This window comes from Flavobacterium hiemivividum (assembly GCF_004349145.1).
In the GTDB taxonomy this organism is placed as follows: domain Bacteria; phylum Bacteroidota; class Bacteroidia; order Flavobacteriales; family Flavobacteriaceae; genus Flavobacterium; species Flavobacterium hiemivividum.
The window spans coordinates 354,353-373,914 of record NZ_SMFO01000001.1; the positions used below are offsets into that span (position 1 = coordinate 354,353).

At 35.0% G+C, this 19,562-nt stretch carries 14 protein-coding genes and 2 tRNA genes; 8 read left to right on the top strand and 8 right to left on the bottom strand.

What is annotated here, in order from left to right; genetic code table 11:
- Window positions 1–23 precede the first annotated feature (23 nt).
- Both E0F98_RS01605 and E0F98_RS01610 read left to right on the top strand, forming a co-directional pair.
- Window positions 24–2,186, top strand: a complete 2,163-nt coding sequence (locus E0F98_RS01605) for a S46 family peptidase (RefSeq protein ID WP_132108555.1) — start codon at window positions 24–26, stop codon at window positions 2,184–2,186.
- A 193-nt stretch (window positions 2,187–2,379) separates the two neighbouring features.
- The gene (locus E0F98_RS01610; protein WP_132108557.1) at window positions 2,380–2,574 is read left to right on the top strand and encodes a hypothetical protein; all 195 of its coding nucleotides are present in this window, start codon (window positions 2,380–2,382) and stop codon (window positions 2,572–2,574) included.
- 131 nt (window positions 2,575–2,705) lie between these two features.
- Here the strand turns inward: E0F98_RS01610 and E0F98_RS01615 are convergent, their stop codons facing one another.
- The 5 genes from E0F98_RS01615 to mutS form a co-directional block, all read right to left on the bottom strand.
- The gene (locus E0F98_RS01615) at window positions 2,706–3,053 is read right to left on the bottom strand and encodes a DUF1508 domain-containing protein (RefSeq protein ID WP_132108559.1); all 348 of its coding nucleotides are present in this window, start codon (window positions 3,051–3,053) and stop codon (window positions 2,706–2,708) included.
- A gap of 287 nt (window positions 3,054–3,340) precedes the next feature.
- Window positions 3,341–3,526, bottom strand: a complete 186-nt coding sequence (locus E0F98_RS16295) for a GIY-YIG nuclease family protein (RefSeq protein ID WP_132109327.1) — start codon at window positions 3,524–3,526, stop codon at window positions 3,341–3,343.
- A gap of 85 nt (window positions 3,527–3,611) precedes the next feature.
- Window positions 3,612–3,697, bottom strand: a tRNA-Leu gene (locus E0F98_RS01625).
- An 11-nt stretch (window positions 3,698–3,708) separates the two neighbouring features.
- Window positions 3,709–3,784, bottom strand: a tRNA-Gly gene (locus E0F98_RS01630).
- Window positions 3,785–3,934: 150 nt separating this feature from the next.
- Window positions 3,935–6,541 (bottom strand): DNA mismatch repair protein MutS, encoded by a 2,607-nt coding sequence (gene mutS, locus E0F98_RS01635; protein ID WP_165929265.1) that lies wholly within the window; start codon window positions 6,539–6,541, stop codon window positions 3,935–3,937.
- Between the two features lie 163 nt (window positions 6,542–6,704).
- Here mutS and E0F98_RS01640 point away from each other — a divergent pair, with 163 nt between their 5' ends.
- Together E0F98_RS01640 and E0F98_RS01645 are read left to right on the top strand one after the other, a co-directional pair.
- On the top strand, window positions 6,705–7,139 hold the full coding sequence (locus E0F98_RS01640; protein ID WP_132108561.1) for a DUF1573 domain-containing protein: 435 nt from the start codon (window positions 6,705–6,707) through the stop codon (window positions 7,137–7,139).
- A gap of 77 nt (window positions 7,140–7,216) precedes the next feature.
- On the top strand, window positions 7,217–7,753 hold the full coding sequence (locus E0F98_RS01645; RefSeq protein WP_132108563.1) for an RNA methyltransferase: 537 nt from the start codon (window positions 7,217–7,219) through the stop codon (window positions 7,751–7,753).
- Window positions 7,754–7,864: 111 nt separating this feature from the next.
- On the opposite strand, the gene folK is transcribed toward E0F98_RS01645, so the two are convergent.
- Window positions 7,865–9,001: a 2-amino-4-hydroxy-6-hydroxymethyldihydropteridine diphosphokinase gene (folK, locus tag E0F98_RS01650; protein ID WP_132108565.1), complete on the bottom strand. Its 1,137-nt coding sequence runs from the start codon at window positions 8,999–9,001 to the stop codon at window positions 7,865–7,867.
- A gap of 139 nt (window positions 9,002–9,140) precedes the next feature.
- On the opposite strand from folK, the gene sppA reads away from it, so the two are divergent.
- Window positions 9,141–10,901, top strand: a complete 1,761-nt coding sequence (gene sppA / locus E0F98_RS01655) for a signal peptide peptidase SppA (RefSeq protein WP_132108567.1) — start codon at window positions 9,141–9,143, stop codon at window positions 10,899–10,901.
- A gap of 232 nt (window positions 10,902–11,133) precedes the next feature.
- Window positions 11,134–13,764 (top strand): AsmA-like C-terminal region-containing protein, encoded by a 2,631-nt coding sequence (locus E0F98_RS01660; protein ID WP_132108569.1) that lies wholly within the window; start codon window positions 11,134–11,136, stop codon window positions 13,762–13,764.
- A gap of 83 nt (window positions 13,765–13,847) precedes the next feature.
- Here the strand turns inward: E0F98_RS01660 and E0F98_RS01665 are convergent, their stop codons facing one another.
- Window positions 13,848–14,642: a DUF2797 domain-containing protein gene (locus tag E0F98_RS01665; RefSeq protein ID WP_132108571.1), complete on the bottom strand. Its 795-nt coding sequence runs from the start codon at window positions 14,640–14,642 to the stop codon at window positions 13,848–13,850.
- A 200-nt stretch (window positions 14,643–14,842) separates the two neighbouring features.
- Here E0F98_RS01665 and E0F98_RS01670 point away from each other — a divergent pair, with 200 nt between their 5' ends.
- Window positions 14,843–16,369, top strand: a complete 1,527-nt coding sequence (locus E0F98_RS01670) for a GH3 auxin-responsive promoter family protein (RefSeq protein ID WP_132108573.1) — start codon at window positions 14,843–14,845, stop codon at window positions 16,367–16,369.
- A 427-nt stretch (window positions 16,370–16,796) separates the two neighbouring features.
- Window positions 16,797–18,086: a uracil permease gene (uraA, locus tag E0F98_RS01675; RefSeq protein WP_132108575.1), complete on the top strand. Its 1,290-nt coding sequence runs from the start codon at window positions 16,797–16,799 to the stop codon at window positions 18,084–18,086.
- A 195-nt stretch (window positions 18,087–18,281) separates the two neighbouring features.
- On the opposite strand, the gene serB is transcribed toward uraA, so the two are convergent.
- Entirely contained in the window at window positions 18,282–19,526 is a 1,245-nt protein-coding gene (gene serB, locus E0F98_RS01680; RefSeq protein ID WP_132108577.1) for a phosphoserine phosphatase SerB, read from the bottom strand.
- Window positions 19,527–19,562: the final 36 nt, after the last annotated feature.

The window sequence follows — 19,562 nt, forward strand, 5'->3', positions numbered from 1 at the left end:
AATTGATAACTAAACTTATAATCATGAGATTTTTAAAATTATTCGTATTATTATTCGTCATTCAAACGCAAGCCCAACAAGGCGGAATGTGGGTTCCTTCTCTACTAAAAGGAATGAATGAAACAGAAATGAAAGATTTAGGCATGAAAATGTCAATCAAAGAAATTTACGATGTCAACAACTCCAGTTTAAAAGATGCTGTCCCGCATTTTAACGGTGGTTGTACCTCGGAAGTTATTTCGCCAAAAGGATTGATTTTAACGAATCATCACTGTGGATATTCCCAAATCCAGTCTCATTCTACTGTAGAAAAAGACTATTTAACAGATGGTTTTTGGGCTTATAAAATGGAGGATGAGTTAGTAAATGAAAATTTATACGTGACTTTTATTGTGAAAATTGAAGACGTAACTGCTGCTGTATTAGAAGGAACTGCCACACTTACTAATGAAGCAGAAAAGCAAGCCAAAATTCAAGAGAACATTTCGACTCTTTCTCGCACTTTACCAAAAGAAAGCTGGCAAGAAAACAAAATACGTACTTTTTACGAAGGAAATCAATACATGCTTTTCATTACCGAAACGTTTACTGACGTTCGTTTAGTGGGAGCTCCACCTACATCGATAGGGAAATTTGGATCTGACACAGACAACTGGGTTTGGCCACGTCATACCGGAGATTTTTCTCTATTTAGAATCTATGCTGATAAAAATAACCGTCCAGCAAATTACTCTAAAGACAACGTTCCTTACACGCCTAAACATTTCTTGCCAATTTCACTTGACGGTGTAGCCGAAGATGATTTTACTTTAGTTTTCGGTTACCCAGGAAAAACAAACGAATACTTGCCTTCTATTGCAATTGAGCAAATCGTAAACGAGTTAAATCCAGCAAAAATAGAAATTAGAGACAAAGCATTAAAAGTAGCTGATGGATTTATGAGAAAAGACAATGCTATAAAAATACAATATGCTTCAAAATATGCGGGAATTGCGAACTATTGGAAAAAATGGATTGGTGAAACTCAAGGTTTAAAAAAATCAAATGCTATTGCAATAAAAAAAGAATCTGAAAAAGTCTTCCAGACTAAAGTTGTAAAAGCGGGTAAACAAAAAGAATACGGCAGCTTATTGTCTGATTTCGAAAAAAACTATACTGAAATTGCACCTTACGCGGTAGCGAGAGACTATTTTCAAGAAGTAGTACTGCGCAATACGGAGTTGTTAAGCGTCGCTTTTAAACTATACCAATTAGAACAAGTATACAAAGCTAACGGAGAGCAATCTTTTACAGATCGAAAAAACAATCTAATAAGCAGTCTTTCTGGCTTCTACAAAAATTTTAATTCAAATCTAGATCAGAATGTCTTTGAGCAATTGATTGACCTGTATGCTAAAAAATCACCGAAGGAATTTTTGCCTCCAAGTATAGTGAACGTTGATGCTACTAAATTAGCATCCGAAATCTACAGTACATCTAAACTAAAAAGTTATACCGATTTAAAAACGCTCTTAACTGGAGATACAAAAACAGTTTTGGCTAATTTAAATAACGATAAAGCCTTTCAACTTGTAAAAGAGCTGGCCGACATCTATTCGAAAGAAATCGCTCCAAAATATGACGAAATCAATTTAAGAATCTCTGCACTTCAACGAACTTACATGAAAGCGCAGCTCGAATTAAATAAAGACAGTAGAATTTTCCCGGATGCCAACAGTACATTAAGAGTTACTTATGGTAAAGTAAAAGGCTACGAACCAAAAGACGCAACCGTTTACACACCTATCACTTATTTAGACGGCGTTATGGAGAAATACGTGCCCGGAGACTATGAATTTGACATGCCTTCAAAATTAATAGATTTGTACAATGCGAAAGATTATGGAGTTTATGCAGAAAACGGAAAAATACCAGTCAATTTTATTGGAACGAATCATACTACAGGAGGAAACTCTGGAAGCCCTGCAATTGACGCAAAAGGAAACCTGGTAGGACTTAATTTTGATAGAGTTTGGGAAGGAACAATGAGTGACATCTATTACGACCCTAGCATCTGTAGAAACATCATGGTTGATGTGCGATATATTCTATTTATCATGGACAAATATGCTGGTGCACAAAACTTAATTGACGAATTAAAATTAGTGCACCCGAAAAAGACTAAAGCACTGAAAAACAAAAAATAAGAAAAAAAATTACCCTTAAAAACAAGAAGGCTTTTTCAAAAAAGCCTTAGTTTTAAAGGGTAAATAATAGCTTCCCAATTTCAGGGCAAAAAAAAACGCTATTTTTTCAAAAAAAAAACGAAAAAATAATTTACATATCAAATATTTTATATCTTTGCCCCGAATTAATAATTAACCTTTATATTAAATTAAGATGAAAAAAGTATTTTTAAGTTTAGCTGCTGTTGCTGTATTAACTGTTGTATCTTGTAAAAAATCTGACGCTGCTGCTGAAGAAACTGTAGCTGTTGATTCTACTACTGTTGAAGTAGTTGATTCTGTTGCTGTTGATACTACTGCATTAGCTGTTGATTCAGCTGCTGTTGTTACAGAAACTCCTGCTGAGTAATTTTTAATTACGATCAAAAAATTAAAGCCATCCGCGCAAGCGAGATGGCTTTTTTTATTTACAGTAATTCCAAAAAAAGGGCATCTGAAATAATTATTTCAGATGCCCTTTTTTTAGACCTACTACTTAGATTAATCTTCAAATACAAAGCTATTATTCGAAAAATCTAATATCTCTGCCTTTGATCCGTATTTTGTTATTTCGACAATCCCTTTTTGAACCATCAACTCTGTACTGTACTTTCTACTTGTAGCCACGACCTCATTATCTACCACTACTCTAAAGAAAAACTTTCCCTTAGTAGTTTTAAACTTCACATACGAACAAGTCTCTAGAACCGATCTAACGTATTCCGCTGCCGCCTCGCAATCCATGCGCAACTCATATGCATTACTTGTAAAAATTGTCTTTCCTTTTCGGGAAGTAAATTCAAACTTGTAATCGCCGCTAAATCTTTTACTAATTACAAAAGTTGCCATAAAATATTATTTGAATAAATTGTTTCAATAAGAACAGCGAGGAGACTTCCCTACTCAACAACAAACCAATCACAGAAAAACCAGAACCTCTAAAGCACATTCTTAAATAAAAAGCCATTCTAAAAAACAATTGGATTATAGATAAAAAAAAACTCCAAACATAGTTTGAAGCTTTTCTAGTACTCAGAGCGGCTCCGAAGCTTCGGAGTTGAACCCGCAAAAATTATAATTTATTTTGAATATCTAATAAGATAGCTGGATCAACTATTACTTTCTCCAAAAAAACTCTAGATTTCATTTTTTTTCCAAAACCTCTCTAATCCATATGCTTTTTGACTCGATTCGCATTCAAAACTTAATCTCAACTCCCAAGGAACTCCTTTTGCAGTATAAGCTTCGTTATAAAATCCCGAATCATGCTCGTCTAATCTTTTTTCGACATCATCCGTAGTTCCTACGTAGTATCTGTCTATTTTTTAGAATAAATTATATAAATAAAATACATTAAAAAAAATGTTTAATAAAAAAAGCTCCAAACATAGTTTGAAGCTTTTCTAGTACTCAGAGCGGGACTTGAACCCGCACGAACATTGCTGTTCACTGGATTTTAAGTCCAGCGTGTCTACCAATTTCACCATCCGAGCATTATGTGGTGTGGAGCGAAAAACGGGATTCGAACCCGCGACCTCGACCTTGGCAAGGTCGCGCTCTACCAACTGAGCTATTTTCGCATTTTCAATTCTTAAAAAGAACCACAATACTTGTTCTGTATTGCGGATGCAAATTTAGGACATTTATTGAATTACACAAGCCTTTTTTACGAAAAAAACAAATAAAATAGCTAACCTTTTGATAACCTAAACTTTAAAAAACAAATAAATTTATTTCCTGGTAAGCATTCTCTTTATTTCATTGAGTTTCATCAGCGCCTCTACAGGAGTTACCGTATTGATATCTAAATTTAAAATTTCCTCCTTGATTTCTTCCAATAAAGGATCGTCTAAATTAAAGAAACTCATCTGCATTTCGTCTTTTTCAGATTTAATTCCATTCAGCGCATCGCTGCCATGATTCTTTTCTAGTTTCTTCAAAAGCTTTTGCGCTTTCAATATTACGATTTGCGGCATTCCTGCCATTTTTGCAACATGAATTCCAAAACTATGAGCGCTTCCTCCTTTTACTAATTTTCGAATAAAAAGAACAGTGTCTTTTAGCTCCTTCACGGCCACATTATAATTCTGAATCCTAGTCAATGATTCACTCATCTCATTTAGCTCATGATAATGCGTCGCAAATAAAGTCTTAGGCTTTGATGGATGTTCATGTAAGAATTCGGCAATTGCCCAAGCAATGGAGATTCCGTCATAAGTACTTGTTCCTCTTCCTATTTCGTCTAACAAGACTAGACTTCTATCTGAAATATTGTTCAAAATAGAAGCTGTTTCATTCATTTCTACCATAAAGGTAGATTCTCCCATCGAAATATTATCACTGGCTCCTACTCTGGTAAAGATCTTGTCGACAACACCCATTCGAACACCATCTGCAGGAACAAAACTTCCCATTTGAGCTAATAGCACGATCAAAGCCGTTTGACGTAGAATAGCCGACTTACCAGACATATTGGGTCCTGTAATCATAATCAGCTGCTGTGTTTCTCTGTCTAGAAAAACGTCATTAGCAATATACGGCATACCTACTGCCAATTGTTTTTCGATAACTGGATGCCTCCCATTCTTAATTTCTAGTTCGAATGTTTCATCTAGTTCTGGGCAGACATATCGATTTTCGATCGCCAATTGCGTAAACGAACATAAACAATCCAACTGAGCAACTAAATTAGCATTCAGCTGCACCGGTTTAATGTAAGTTGCAATCCAAGCTACCAATTGCTCAAAAAGCTCAGCTTCTATTTTTTGTATTTTCTCTTCAGCACCTAGAATCTTGGTTTCATATTCCTTCAGTTCTTCGGTAATATAACGTTCTGCATTCACTAAGGTTTGCTTTCGAATCCACTCTGCAGGAACTTTATCTTTATGTAAATTTCTAACTTCTATGTAATATCCAAAAACGTTATTAAAGGAAATTTTCAGCGAAGAAATCCCTGTTAACTGAGACTCGCGTTTTTCAATTCCGTCTAAAAATTCCTTTCCAGAAGTTGAAATCGCGCGTAACTCATCTAACTCAGCATGAACTCCCTTTGCAATAGCATTTCCTTTTGCAATAGCGACAGGTGCATCCTGATTTAGAGTAGTTTTTATTTTCTCTCGCAATAAATCACAACTATGCAAACTATCCCCAATAATCTTTACCGCTTCCTGCGGACTTTCTAAAGCCAAAGTCTTTATCGGAATAATAGCATCTAATGATTCTTTCAAATAAACCACCTCACGAGGCGACACTTTCCCTGCTGCAATTTTCGAAATAAGACGCTCTAAGTCGGAAATTTGCTTAATTTGGTGCTGCATTTTATGCAGCACTTCCTGATTTTCTTTTAAATAAGAAACGACCTGGTGGCGGTTTCGTATTTTATTAGCGTCTTTTAAAGGTAGCGCCAGCCAACGTTTTAGTAAACGACCACCCATTGGCGAAAGCGTTTTATCAATCACATCTAGCAGCGTAACCGCATTTGGGTTGTAACTGTGATATAATTCCAGATTTCTAATCGTAAAGCGATCCATCCACACATAAGCGTCTTCAGCAATACGTTGAATCGCAGTGATATGCTGCACTCTATTGTGCTGGGTTTCGGACAAATAATATAAAATAGCTCCCGATGCTATAATTCCTTCTTTTAAATCCTCAATACCAAATCCCTTAAGAGAAACAGTTTGAAAATGTTTAGTCAGGATTTCGAATGCGTAATCCTCTTTATAAATCCAATCTTCCAAATAAAAACAGTGGTAGTCATCACCAAAGTTTTCCTTGAAATCCATTTTATTGTTTTTTTGAATCAAAACCTCACTAGGATTGAAGTTTTGCAATAACTTGTCTATATATTCTGCATTTCCCTGAGCCGTAAGAAACTCCCCAGTGGAGACATCTAAAAAAGAAATACCTATTGATTTATTAGCAAAAAACACCGAGGCTAAAAAATTATTAGTTTTTGACTGTAAAACCTCATCGTTCATGGAAACTCCCGGAGTCACAAGCTCAGTTACACCACGTTTTACAATTGTCTTCGTCATTTTAGGATCTTCGAGTTGGTCGCAAATTGCGACACGAAGTCCAGCTTTTACTAATTTTGGCAAATAAGTATTTATAGAGTGATGTGGGAAACCCGCTAACGCAGTCTCTGTAGCAGATCCCGCACCGCGCTTGGTCAGGGTGATCCCCAATATTTTTGAAGCTCTAACCGCGTCTTCTCCAAATGTTTCATAAAAATCACCTACTCTGAACAGTAAACAAGCATCGGGATACTTCCTTTTGATCTCATTATACTGCTTCATTAACGGTGTTTCCTTAACCTCTTTATCTTTAGATGCCAACTTATATTTTGTATTTAATTAATTTAAAATGTGACAGCGAATTTAAATATTTTATAACGAATAACTATCACTTCAAAAATTAAATCCATTTTTAAGGAAATTTTAAGCTATTGGCATGATTTTTTCTTTAGCTTTGTTGTACTAATCATAAAAACGAAAAGAAATGAAAAAAATACTTTTACTTGCGATGCTTACCGTTCTAGGAGTAACTACTTCTCACGCACAAAAAACTACAAAAATGACAAAGGTAGCTGCTGCTAAAGTGAACGGAGCGGGAATGGCTTTTGCTTCTGAAACGATTGATTACGGAACTGTTGCATACAACTCTGATGGAAAACGTGATTTTGTATTCACTAACAACGGTAACAAACCTTTAATTATAACAAATGCTCAAGGTTCATGTGGATGTACTGTACCGACTTACCCAAGAGAGCCAATTGCTCCAGGCGCAAAAGGAGTTATCAGTGTAAAATATGATACTTCTAGAGGTGGTCAAGCCTTTAACAAAACAGTGACTTTGACAACTAACGCTACTCCTTCTACAAAAGTTTTAACGATAAAAGGAAATGTTTTAGCTGCTGAAGGTACAAAAAGCTAAATTTTAATTACAATATAATAAAAAAAGCTTCCCTAATTCTGGAAGCTTTTTTTTATTTTAAAAAGCCAAAAACTAGAATGAGAAAACTAGAAAACAGTGAGTTAGAACGAAAATCAATCGAAGATTTCAAAAATTCACAAAAAACTCCAATTATTATTGTATTAGATGACATACGAAGCCTACACAATATTGGATCTGTCTTTAGAACTGCCGATGCCTTTTTAATCGAAAAAATATATTTGTGTGGCATCACTGCAACACCTCCCAATAAAGAGATTCAAAAAACAGCACTTGGCGCCACCGAAACAGTGACTTGGGAGCATCATACAAGCGTTCTGGAAGTAATTGAAAAACTAAAGAAAGAGAATATTACTACACTAGCAATTGAGCAAGTGGAAAGCGCCATTTTTCTGCAGGATTTTGAGGTCGAAGACAACAAAAAATATGCTTTAGTTTTTGGAAATGAAGTTCACGGAGTTTCTCAAGAAGCAGTTGCATTATGCAATGGATGCATCGAAATTCCGCAGTTAGGCACTAAACATTCTTTAAATATTTCAGTGAGTGCAGGGATCGTTGTTTGGGATTTATTTCAAAAGATGAAATGGCCTAAATGATTTATTCGAAATACAAAGCAGTGCTTTTGTATGCTTTTGATTATCGCTGTGTTTTAAAACTAAACAATAACAAACCCGAAATTAGAAGTCACTTTACATTGAAAAGATAAATCAGCCAGCGATTTTTTTTCTTATTTCTTCTAAAACAAACAGATAGTCTTCTTGATTTTTCACGAAATCTTTGTCAGAGACATCAATGATTAAAACATTCAAGTCTGTTTGTGATTTTATATAGTCTAGGTATCCGCTGTTGATTTTATCTAAATAATCCGCTGGAATTTTTTGTTCATAGCTTCTACCCCTTTTCTTTATATTTTGCAAAAGGCGTTCTGAATTTTGATACAAATAAATATACAAGTCGGGCTTGGGCATTTCTCTGTAAACAATATCGAACAGATTGCGATAAAGTCTATACTCATCATCTGCCAAAGTAATTTTAGCAAAAATCAAGGATTTAAAAATATGGTAATCGGCAACTATAAAATCTTTAAACAAATCGAATTGCGCTAAATCATCGGACAATTGTTGATATCTGTCGGCCAGAAAAGACATTTCGAGAGGAAACGCATATCTATTTTGATCTTGATAGAACTTTGGCAGAAAAGGATTATCTGCAAAGCGCTCCAGCACCGTTTTAGCATTAAAATCCTCCGCTATTTTTGTCGCAAGTGTTGTTTTCCCTGCTCCAATATTCCCTTCCAAAGCAACATAATTGAATTGCTCTAATTTAATATCTCGTAAAGGATTTTCTAAACTATGAGCAACTACGCATTTACTATCATCAGTACAAACCTCAATTAATTCAGAAATAGTCTTCTTTAAAATAGGATGCTTCCAGTCCAAATGCAAATCTTGAACGGGTAATAATACAAATTTTCGATTCTGCATCAACGGATGTGGAACTTGAAGCTTCTCGGAGTCTATTACTTCTTCGTTAAATGCGATCAGGTCAATATCGATAATGCGAGATTGATAGCCTCTCTCTTCGTTGCGAATGCGCCCAATTTCCTTTTCAATCTTCAAGGCTTCCTTTAGAATCTTATGTGGCGAGCTAAAAGTATGCAACACCAATGCGCAATTATAGAACGCGTCACTATCAAAACCCCATGATGGAGTTTCATATATCTTAGAAACTTTTATGACTGTTCCAATTTTATTATGAATCAGGGCGACGCAATTCTTCACGTTTTCGAGTCGATTCCCTTGATTGCTGCCTATAGATAAAATAACCTGATGTTGTGATCTCATATTAACCACAAATTAACTAAAACAATTTTATAATTAGCGATATATTTGTGCAAAGTGTTAGTAACTAATTTTCAGTTTTTGCAAATACAAAGCTGTAACGTTTCTCCATTTTTCACTACTAATAAATAAAAATCTAATTATGAAGTTTTTAGGAAATGTATTAGCGACTATTATTGGTCTATTTATTTTTTTTATGCTGTTCTTTTTTGGAGTAGTCATTATCGCTGCAGTATTTGGCGGAGATACTGAAACTATAACTGTCAAAAATAATTCTGTTATCGAATTGAATCTCGAACACATAAAACACGATTACGCCGGCAAATATGAAGATCCTTGGATTACTATTTTTTCCGATAAAAAAAGCGTGGGATTAAGCGACGTCATCAAAGCGATAGAAGAAGCTAAAACAGATGATAACATTAAAGGAATTTCCATTTTAAATAACCAGTCTACTTTAGGAATGGCACAAAGCAAAGCCTTGAGAGATGAATTAGAAAGTTTTAAAAAATCAGGAAAATTTGTAATGGCTTACGCCAATTCCTATTCGCAAAAAGAATATTATCTGAACTCCGTTGCCAATCCTATCTACATAAATCCTGTGGGAGATATGGATTTTAAAGGACTATCTGCTGAACTTATGTTTTTTAAAGATTTCCAAGAAAAAACTGGGGTAAAAATGGAAGTAATACGCCACGGAAAATATAAAAGTGCTGTAGAACCTTTCCTTGAAAACGAAATGAGCGATGCAAACAGAGAACAAGTTACAGCCTTATTAAACTCCGTTTGGAATTCCATTACAGTCGACATTTCGAAAAGTAGAAATATCCCCGTTGATAAACTAAATGAAATCGCAAATGGTCTTCTTGCTCGAACTCCAGAAATGGCAAAACAGCAAAAATTAGTGGATATTATAGCTTATGAAGATGTTTATCACGATGCCATTAGAAAAGCGTTGAAAGTAGAAAAAGACGAAGACTACAACAAAGTTAACATCTTTGATTACACTAAAAAGATGACGACTACTTCTACAATTGTAGATTCCAAAAATCAAATTGCCATTATTTATGCACAAGGAGAAATTCAAAGTGGAGAAGGTGACGTTAACACTATCGGGGAAGGCTCCATGCGTCGCTCATTGCAAGAAGCAAGGAAAAACAAAGATGTCAAAGCCATTGTACTTCGTATTGACAGCCCAGGAGGAAGTGCGCTTACTTCAGATTTAATCTGGAGAGAAGTCGAATTAACTAAAAAAGTCAAACCTGTAGTTGTTTCTATGGGTAATTATGCAGCTTCTGGAGGCTATTATATTGCTTGTAATGCAAACACTATTTTTGCAGAGAACAATACCATAACCGGTTCTATAGGTGTTTTTGGAATATTACCTAATTTTACCCAATTAACAACTAAACTTGGCATCCACACACAGCAAGTAAAAACACATGAGAATTCTGCTGATTACAGTCCATTTGTACCGCTAGATGATAAATTTAAGGCAGTAACGCTAGAAGGCGTAGAACACATTTACAAAACCTTTGTAACTCATGTCGCCGAAGGTCGAAACATGACTTTTGCACAAGTTGATTCCATCGCTCAAGGTAGAGTTTGGACAGGTTCAGAAGCAATTAAGCTAGGTCTTGTCGATAAAATTGGAGGTCTTAAAGACGCAATAAAGGAAGCGGCAGCTATAGCAAAAATAAAAACCTACAAAACACAAAATTATCCTGAGTATAAAAAAAATCTAGACGATCTTTTTGCCGGCTTCCCTTTTTCAGAATCGAAAGCCAGCTTCATCAAGGAAGAAATAGGTGAAGAAAATTACAGGATTTTACAAGAAATAAAGAAAGTAAAATCTCAAAAAGGCATCCAAATGGCGATGCCGTTTGAAATAAACATTCAGTAAAAGAAATCTGTTTGCAATTTAAATCCGTTTGAACATTCTGTCAAACGGATTTTTTTTTTGAGCAATTCAATTCTTCTTGCCACAAAATTTATTATCTTTTGGAAGACAAAAAAGAAGCAAACTGTTATTTATGAAAACTTTAAAGTCCGCCTACTCTTTAAAATGCTATTTTTGTAAATAAATTCGGCCGCATTTTTGCTATATAATCAGAAAACAAAATCCATATACACATATGTTAAGTAAAATATTAAAAATAATCGGGAGTATACTTGTGCTACTTACTGTAACATTATTTGCAGTACCTTATTTTTTCAAAGATCAAATAAAAGCTAAAATTACAGAGGCTATAAACAAGAAAGTAGATGCCAAAGTTAGTTTTAAAGATGCCGACTTAAGTTTGTTTAAAAATTTCCCAAATGCGAATGTCACTTTATATCAGTTAGACATTATCAACAAAGCTCCATTTGAAGGCGACACACTTGTCTCTATCGAAGAAATAAATTTAAAAATGTCTATTAAAGAACTTTTTAAAGGAGAAGATGAAGCTATGGAAATTCAAGGAATAGCAACAAAAAATGGTATGATAAACATTCTATTCAATAAAGACGGAATTGGGAATTATGACATAGCCATAAAAAAGGAAGAAACCAGTCCCGCAAGTAAACCCTTAACCTTAAATATTAAAAAGTACGAAATTGAAAATTTCAAGTTCAAATACTTTGACGAGAGTTCTAAAATAAAAATGGTTATCGATAGTCTCAATCATCAGGGAACTGGCGATTTTGCTTCCTCAAAATTAGATTTAGTTACAAAATCAACTGCCAAAGTTACCCTTGACATGGATAAGGTCAACTACATGAAAAATGTTGCACTAACTTTAGATGCAGTTTTAGGAATAGATTTGGACCAAAGCAAATATACTTTCAAAGAAAACAAAGCATTAATCAATCAGTTGCCTTTAGAATTTGATGGATTTATCCAACTCGTTGATGCCGGTCAAGAATATGATTTAAAGTTTAAAACACCTACCTCTTCATTTAAAAATTTCTTAGGAGTTTTCCCGGCAGCGTACGCGGCTAGTTTAGATAATGTAAAGACAACGGGAGACTTCACGGTTGTTGGTTTTGCCAAAGGATTGTATTCTGATACTACAGTACCAAAATTCAGTATTGATATTGCATCCAACAATGCTTCCGTTCAATATCCTAATTTACCAAAGTCCATTCAAAATATAATCATTGACAGTAAAATTATAAATGAAACCGGGATTTTAAATGATACCTATATCAATCTTGATAAGCTCTCTTTTAGAATAGATCAAGATGTTTTTAATGCCAAAGCAAATATTAGAAATATTACTAAAAACGCATTAGTTGACGCTGCCTTAAAAGGAACAATCAATTTAGCCAATGTATCTCAAGCCTATCCTATAAAATTAGAGAAACCTTTAAGTGGAATTTTAAAAGCAGATGTAACGACTAAATTCGACATGCAGTCTGTAGAAAAAAGCCAATATGAGAAAATCAATAATGCCGGGACTATGAGTTTGTCTGGTTTTAAATATGCTGATGAAAATGGAAAAACGATGAACATCACTACCGCTCTGATTCAGTTTAATCCAAGTCAGGTAAATTTAAAACAATTTGACGCTACAACAGGCAAGAGTGATCTAAGCGTCACCGGAATTTTGGAGAATTTTTACGGTTTCATTTTTAAGAACCAGGAGTTGAAAGGAAATTTTTATTTGAATTCAAATCAACTGGCGGTAAGTGATTTTATGACTACCGAAGAAGCTGGCAAAACGGATGCAAAAGCAGCGGCAAAAACAGAAGCGATGAAAATCCCAGCCTTTTTAAATTGCTCGCTTACCGCGAAAGCTAATACGGTGTTGTATGATAATCTAACATTAAAAAATGTATCGGGAAAACTGATTGTAAAGGATGAGAAATTGACAATGCAGGACATAAAATCATCAATTTTTGATGGAATCATTGGCTTGAACGGAGCGGTTTCTACAAAAGGTAAAGTACCAACTTTTAACATGGATCTTTCGCTAAAACAGGTAGATATCGCACAGTCATTTACCCAATTAGACATGCTGAAAAAACTAGCTCCAATAGCAGGAATTATTAATGGAAAACTGAATTCTACCATCAAACTAAACGGAAATCTTGATGCAACTGCAATGCGCCCAGATTTAAAAACACTTACAGGAGATTTATTAGGACAGTTACTTTCGACAACTGTCAATACAACCAACTCGACTTTATTGACTGCGCTTGGTTCTAATTTAAAATTCATCGACTTCAGTAAAATTAATTTAAATGATTTAAAAGCAGCTATCACTTTTAAGGAAGGAATGGTAAGCGTAAAACCTTTTAACATTAATTATAAAGATATTAAAGCGAATGTCGGCGGAACACATGGTTTCGATCAAACCATGAATTACAACATCAAATTTGATGTGCCTGCTAAATACCTAGGAACAGAAGCGAATGCACTTATAGCTAAATTATCAGCGAGTGATGCTGCAAAAATGGAAAGTATTCCCGTTAATGCCACATTAACAGGCAATTTTTCGAGCCCTAAAATAAGTACTGATATTAAAACTGCAGTGACAAATTTGACTAATCAATTGATAGCACAACAGAAAGAGCGATTAGTGAAACAAGGAACATCTGCCTTGACTGATTTGATCAATAAAAACAAAAAGCCTGGAGACACGACTAAAACAGTGGTCCCTGTTACCAAACAAGAAGTGCAAACAAAAGCAAAAGAAGAGGTCAAAGCAAAAGCAGAAGACTTAATTAAAGGCCTGTTTACCAAAAAGAAAAAAGTAGTAGATACTACCAAAGTTAATTAATAGCTATTTCTAAATAGCAATAAAAAAAGAGGAATCTCAACAATTTGAGATTCCTCTTTTTTTATATAGAATTGATTTTCGAATTAGACGGCAATACTTACCACATAACCTTCAGAACTTCTAATATTAAAAACAGTTCCGTCTTCGAATAAAAGATACTGCCCTTTTATTCCAGTTAATTTACCGCTAAAATTTGGAGTTTTTTCTAGGCTTAAGCTTTTCACCTTTGTTGGATAATGCAGCACTGGATAACGCATTTCGTACAAATCACTTTTATTCAAATAAAAATATTCTTTTACTTCTTCGGGAATTAAGTTTTCCAGCTTTAATCTTTCGGCAATTAGGTCAACATGTTCAATAGAATTAGTCAGCATTTTTCGCCAATTTGTCTTATCAGCATAATGATTTTTCAAGGCGACTTCAGTAATTCCAGCTAAGTATCTGTTTGGAACTTCTACAATCGAGATCGCTTCGTTTGCGCCCTGATCGATCCAGCGGGTTGGTACTTGTGTTTTTCGGGTAACCCCTACTTTTACCTCACTAGACAATGCTAAATACACAATATGAGGCTGCAGCTGTACTTTTTCCTCATAAGCCAAATCTCTATCCTGAATCCCTAAATGAGCTGTACTCAACTCCGGTTTCATAATCCAATCTCCTACTGCAGCACTTGAATAAAAGCACTCGTAACAAAATCCCTGACGGAATATTTTCTTCTTTTTTCCGCAATTCAAACATTGGTAACCTAAAAAATTAAATTCAATATTTTTATCCAATAATTGGTTGACATTTAGAAAACTATCTTCGAAAACTAAATAATATTGAATTGGGTTTCCAAATTCAGTTTGCATTTTAGTAAGCACTCCTTCGTATTGCATAGGTTTGATTGTAGATTATATTTTTTATCTTTAGTAGATGAAATTCTGAGAAATGAGTGATTCATGCTTCGAAATGATGTGCAATCATTAGGAATACTAGAATTTTTGACTATTTTTGATCACGTTGTAAAGTTACTATTTGTTATTTGATATTCAAATGCCAAATCTTAAATGCTAAACCTAAAACCTCTTTTTTAAAAATGGCTATTCAACTAATAAATTCATTTGCTTCTTGGGTTCTAAAACAGCGAATCCATCAAATAGAACTATTCTTGAAATACCCTAATGAGGTTCAAGAAGAGCTACTTATGAATTTAATTCAATCCGCAAAACACACACATTTAGGCAAAGAATACGACTATGCATCCATCAACTCTTATGCTACTTTTGCAGAAAGAGTTCCGATAAGTACGTACGAAGAGTTTCACCCCTTGATTGAGCGCACCCGTAGCGGTGAACAAAATCTATTTTGGGAAACCCCTATAAAATGGTTTGCAAAATCAAGCGGAACAACTAATGCCAAAAGTAAATTTATCCCGGTTAGTCCTGAGGCGCTAGAAGATTGCCACTATAAAGGAAGTAAGGATTTGTTGTGCATGTATTTGAACAACAATGAAAACTCCGAGCTTTTTACTGGGAAAAGCCTTCGTTTAGGAGGTAGTTCTCAGATATACGAGGACAACAACTCCTTTTTTGGTGATTTATCGGCAATTCTTATTGAGAATATGCCTATTTGGGCTGAATTCAGCAGCACACCGAGTAATAAGATTTCACTTATGAGTGAATGGGAAGCAAAAATTGCTGCTATTATTAATGAAACCAGAAAAGAAAATGTAACTAGTTTTGCAGGCGTTCCTTCCTGGATGTTAGTTTTAATGAATAAAATGCTCGAGGAAACAGGAAAAGGAAATTTACTTGAAATTTGGCCTAACCTAGAAGTTTATTTCCATGGCGGTGTGAATTTTGAGCCATACCGCGAACAATACCGAAAAATACTCCCTAAAAAGGATTTTAAATATTACGAAATCTACAATGCTTCCGAAGGTTTCTTTGCTATTCAGGATCTCAACAATTCTAGTGATTTATTGTTAATGCTCGATTACGGAATCTTCTATGAGTTTATCCCAATGGATACTTTTGGAACTCCAAATCAAAAGGTGGTTCATTTAGCCGATGTAGAAATATTCAAAAATTATGCGATCGTCATCACGACTAATTCTGGCCTATGGCGTTATCTCATTGGTGACACGGTTCGTTTCACTTCTTTAAGTCCGTACCGAATTCGAGTAACAGGAAGAACAAAACACCACATCAACGTATTTGGAGAAGAATTAATGGTCGAAAATACGGATTTGGCTATTGCCAAAGCCTGTAAAATGACCCAGAACGAAGTGGTAGATTACACCGTTGCTCCAGTTTTTATGATTGACAAAGAAAAAGGAGCGCATGAATGGATGATTGAATTCAAAGAGACCCCAAAATGCATCGATACCTTCCGAAACATATTAGACGAAACCTTACAAAACTTAAATTCTGATTACGAAGCAAAACGTCGCAATAACATGACGTTAAATCCGCTAATTATTAATGTAGCTCGGAAAAATTTGTTTTACGATTGGCTAAAGGAAAAAGACAAACTAGGCGGCCAACATAAAATTCCGAGGTTATCAAACCAAAGAGATTATCTCGAACAATTAAAGAATATGCAGGTTAAAATATTATGCTAAGTAAATTATGAAGCAACTGATATACATCTCCATTTCACTATTTCTTATCAGTTCCTGCGGACCAAAGCGCATGGGTTGTGGACCACGAGCACTTTGCAAAAATCCCCAACAACTAGAATCAATACAACTTGAAAAGACAGCATCTAATATATGTATCGGTTAGTAATTTTGTATTAAAAAACAATATTTTGAATAACTCCCTTGTCATATTATAACGACAAGGGAGTTTTCGTTTTTACAAGAAAAACATTCTTAAATCACAAAAAGTGTATCTAAAAAACGGATGAAGTACGTTGGGTTGCTTTAATGCATTTCTAGGGAATCGTAAAAAAGTAAAAAATAGAGTAAGTTTGCAACTTTAATAATCGGTTAGACAGATTTCTTTAAGCGGACTAGCATCCAATTCTTATATATAAACACTATTGCAATGGCGAAAAAAATAATTGGCATTCACCAAAAACCTTCAATACTCGAAAGTATACCTCTGAGTTTTCAGCATCTTACCGCTATGTTTGGCGCCACAATATTAGTTCCTATTTTATTGGGTGTTGATCCAGCAATCGCTTTATTAATGAACGGAATTGGAACTTTAATCTATACTTGGATTACTAAAGGCGGGATTCCTGCATATTTGGGATCGAGTTTTGCATTTATTGCTCCAGCTTCACTTATCATTAGCAGTTATGGTGGTTTAGGACATGCGCAGTCAGGATTTATATTTTTCGGATTGTTCTTTATTGCTATCTCTTTCGTTGTGAAAAAATGGGGAATAAAATGGATTGATGTTGTGATGCCTCCGGCAGTAATGGGTGCAGTCGTTGCGATCATCGGACTGGAACTTGCTCCAGTTGCTGCACAACAAGCTGGACTTGCTCCGTGGCCAACAGATATCGGTAGTGTTGTTGCTCCTTTTGTAGCAGACAGTACTGTGATTCTAGTTTCAATGTTTACTTTAGTAATCGGGATTATTGGGACTGTATTGTTCAGAGGATTTATGCAGGTGATTCCAATTCTATTTGCCGTCGTCGCTGGTTATTTTCTGGCACTCTTCATGGGAATAGTTGATACTGCCAAAATTAGCGAGGCAGCTTGGTTTTCTTTGCCTAAATTTCAAGCTCCGGTTTACGATTTGAATGCCATCATTATAATTGCTCCCGCCTGTATTGTAGTACTAGCTGAACATATCAGCCATTTAATAGTTACTGGAAAAATAACAAATTCTGACTTAATGGAGAAACCAGGACTTCACCGTTCTCTACTTGGTGACGGAATCAGTAATGTATTATCAGGTATGGTAGGTTCTCCGCCTAATACAACTTATGGTGAAAATATAGGCGTTATGGCAATAACTGGTGTTTATTCTGTTTGGGTAATCCGTGGCGCGGCAGTTTTGGCAATCATTTTTTCAGTTATCGGGAAAATTTCTGCAGCTATTTCTACAATTCCCATTCCGGTGATGGGCGGAATTACAATGTTATTGTATGGCGTAATTGCGGTACAGGGTTTCAGGATGTTTGTGGAGCAAAAAGTAGATTTTAGCAAAAACCGAAATATGGTTCTTGGTGCGATTACTTTTATTGTTGGTGTAAGCGGCGCTAGTATAACTGTAGGAACGGTTCAACTAAAAGGAATGGCATTTGCCGCCATCGTTGGAGTTTTATTATCGTTAATTTTCTGGCTGCTAGATAAGTTTGGTCTAATGAACGACGAAGCATAATTATTCGAATGCGATGTCTATTTTTAGAACAAAAGCATATTTACTTTCGATAAAAATGTCTTTTTAAATAAGTACTTAGCACAGCAATACGAATCCTATCTATAAGAGAAAACCACTCAATATTGAGTGGTTTTCTCTTTATATAAATATTTGAAAGAGGGAAATTCGAATCAATCAAAAGATTTCTATTTCTTTCTATATATTATTCTCCATATTCATATCAATGTGTCTATCGTGATATCCTAATAAATATAAAACACCATCAAGGCCTAAGCTCGAAATAGAACTTTCAGCGCTTTCTTTTACCGTTAACTTAGCGTGAAAAGCAATTCCTAATCCAGCTAAATTTAACATTGGTAAATCGTTAGCACCATCACCAACAGCAATGGTTTGATTGATATGTATTCCTTCTCGTTCTGCAATTTCTCTTAAATATTCTGCTTTCTTCTTACCATCTACAATTTCGCCGAGATACTTACCTGTAAGCTTACCATCTATAATCTCTAGTTCATTGGCATGAACATAATCAATACCTAATTCTTTTTGTAAGTACTTTCCAAAGAAGGTGAAACCTCCTGATAAAATTGCCGTTTTATAGCCGTAATATTTCAATGCTTTCATCAAGCGGTGTGCTCCCTTTGTTAAGGGTAAATTTTCAGCAACTGTTTGCAGCACCTCTTCACTTAATCCTTCTAACAAGGCCATGCGTTGTTTAAAGCTTTCTTTAAAATCAATTTCGCCATTCATCGCTGCTTCGGTAATTTCTCTTACCTGCTCTCCTACGCCAGCCAAATCAGCTAATTCATCGATTACTTCAGTTTGTATAAGCGTAGAGTCCATATCAAAACAAACCAAACGTCTATTTCTTCTATAGATATTATCTTCTTGAAAAGAAATATCTACGTCCATAGACCTTGATATTTCCATAAAACTAGCCGTCATTAAAGCCTTGTTTTGCATTATACCCGACACGGACAACTGTACACATGAACGAGGGTTTTCTTCTTGAATAACAACAGAAGCTCTACTGGTTAATCTTTTTATCGTATCAATATTCAGGTTTTGATCTGACATTACTTTGGTCACAGCAGCTATTTGTTTAGCAGCCAATGTTTCTCCCAGAATATTAATGATATACCGTTGCTTAGATTGTGTTTTTACCCAACTTTCATAATCGTCAATAGAAATAGGAACGAACTTTACTTTAATTCCAAGTTCATACCCTTTAAACAACAAGTCTTTTAAAACAGGACCCGAAGAAGAACCTGCCTCAATTTCAAACAAAATCCCTAAAGACAGTGTTTCGTGAATATCAGCCTGACCAATGTCTAAAACAATCGCATTGTAATTAGCCAAAACTGCGGTTAAACCTGCAGTAACACCTGGTTTATCTTGTCCAGAAACTTTTAATAAAACAATCTCTTTATCTTCCTTTGCCATTTGGTTCTTATTGATTTAGAAGCAACAAAAATCGGG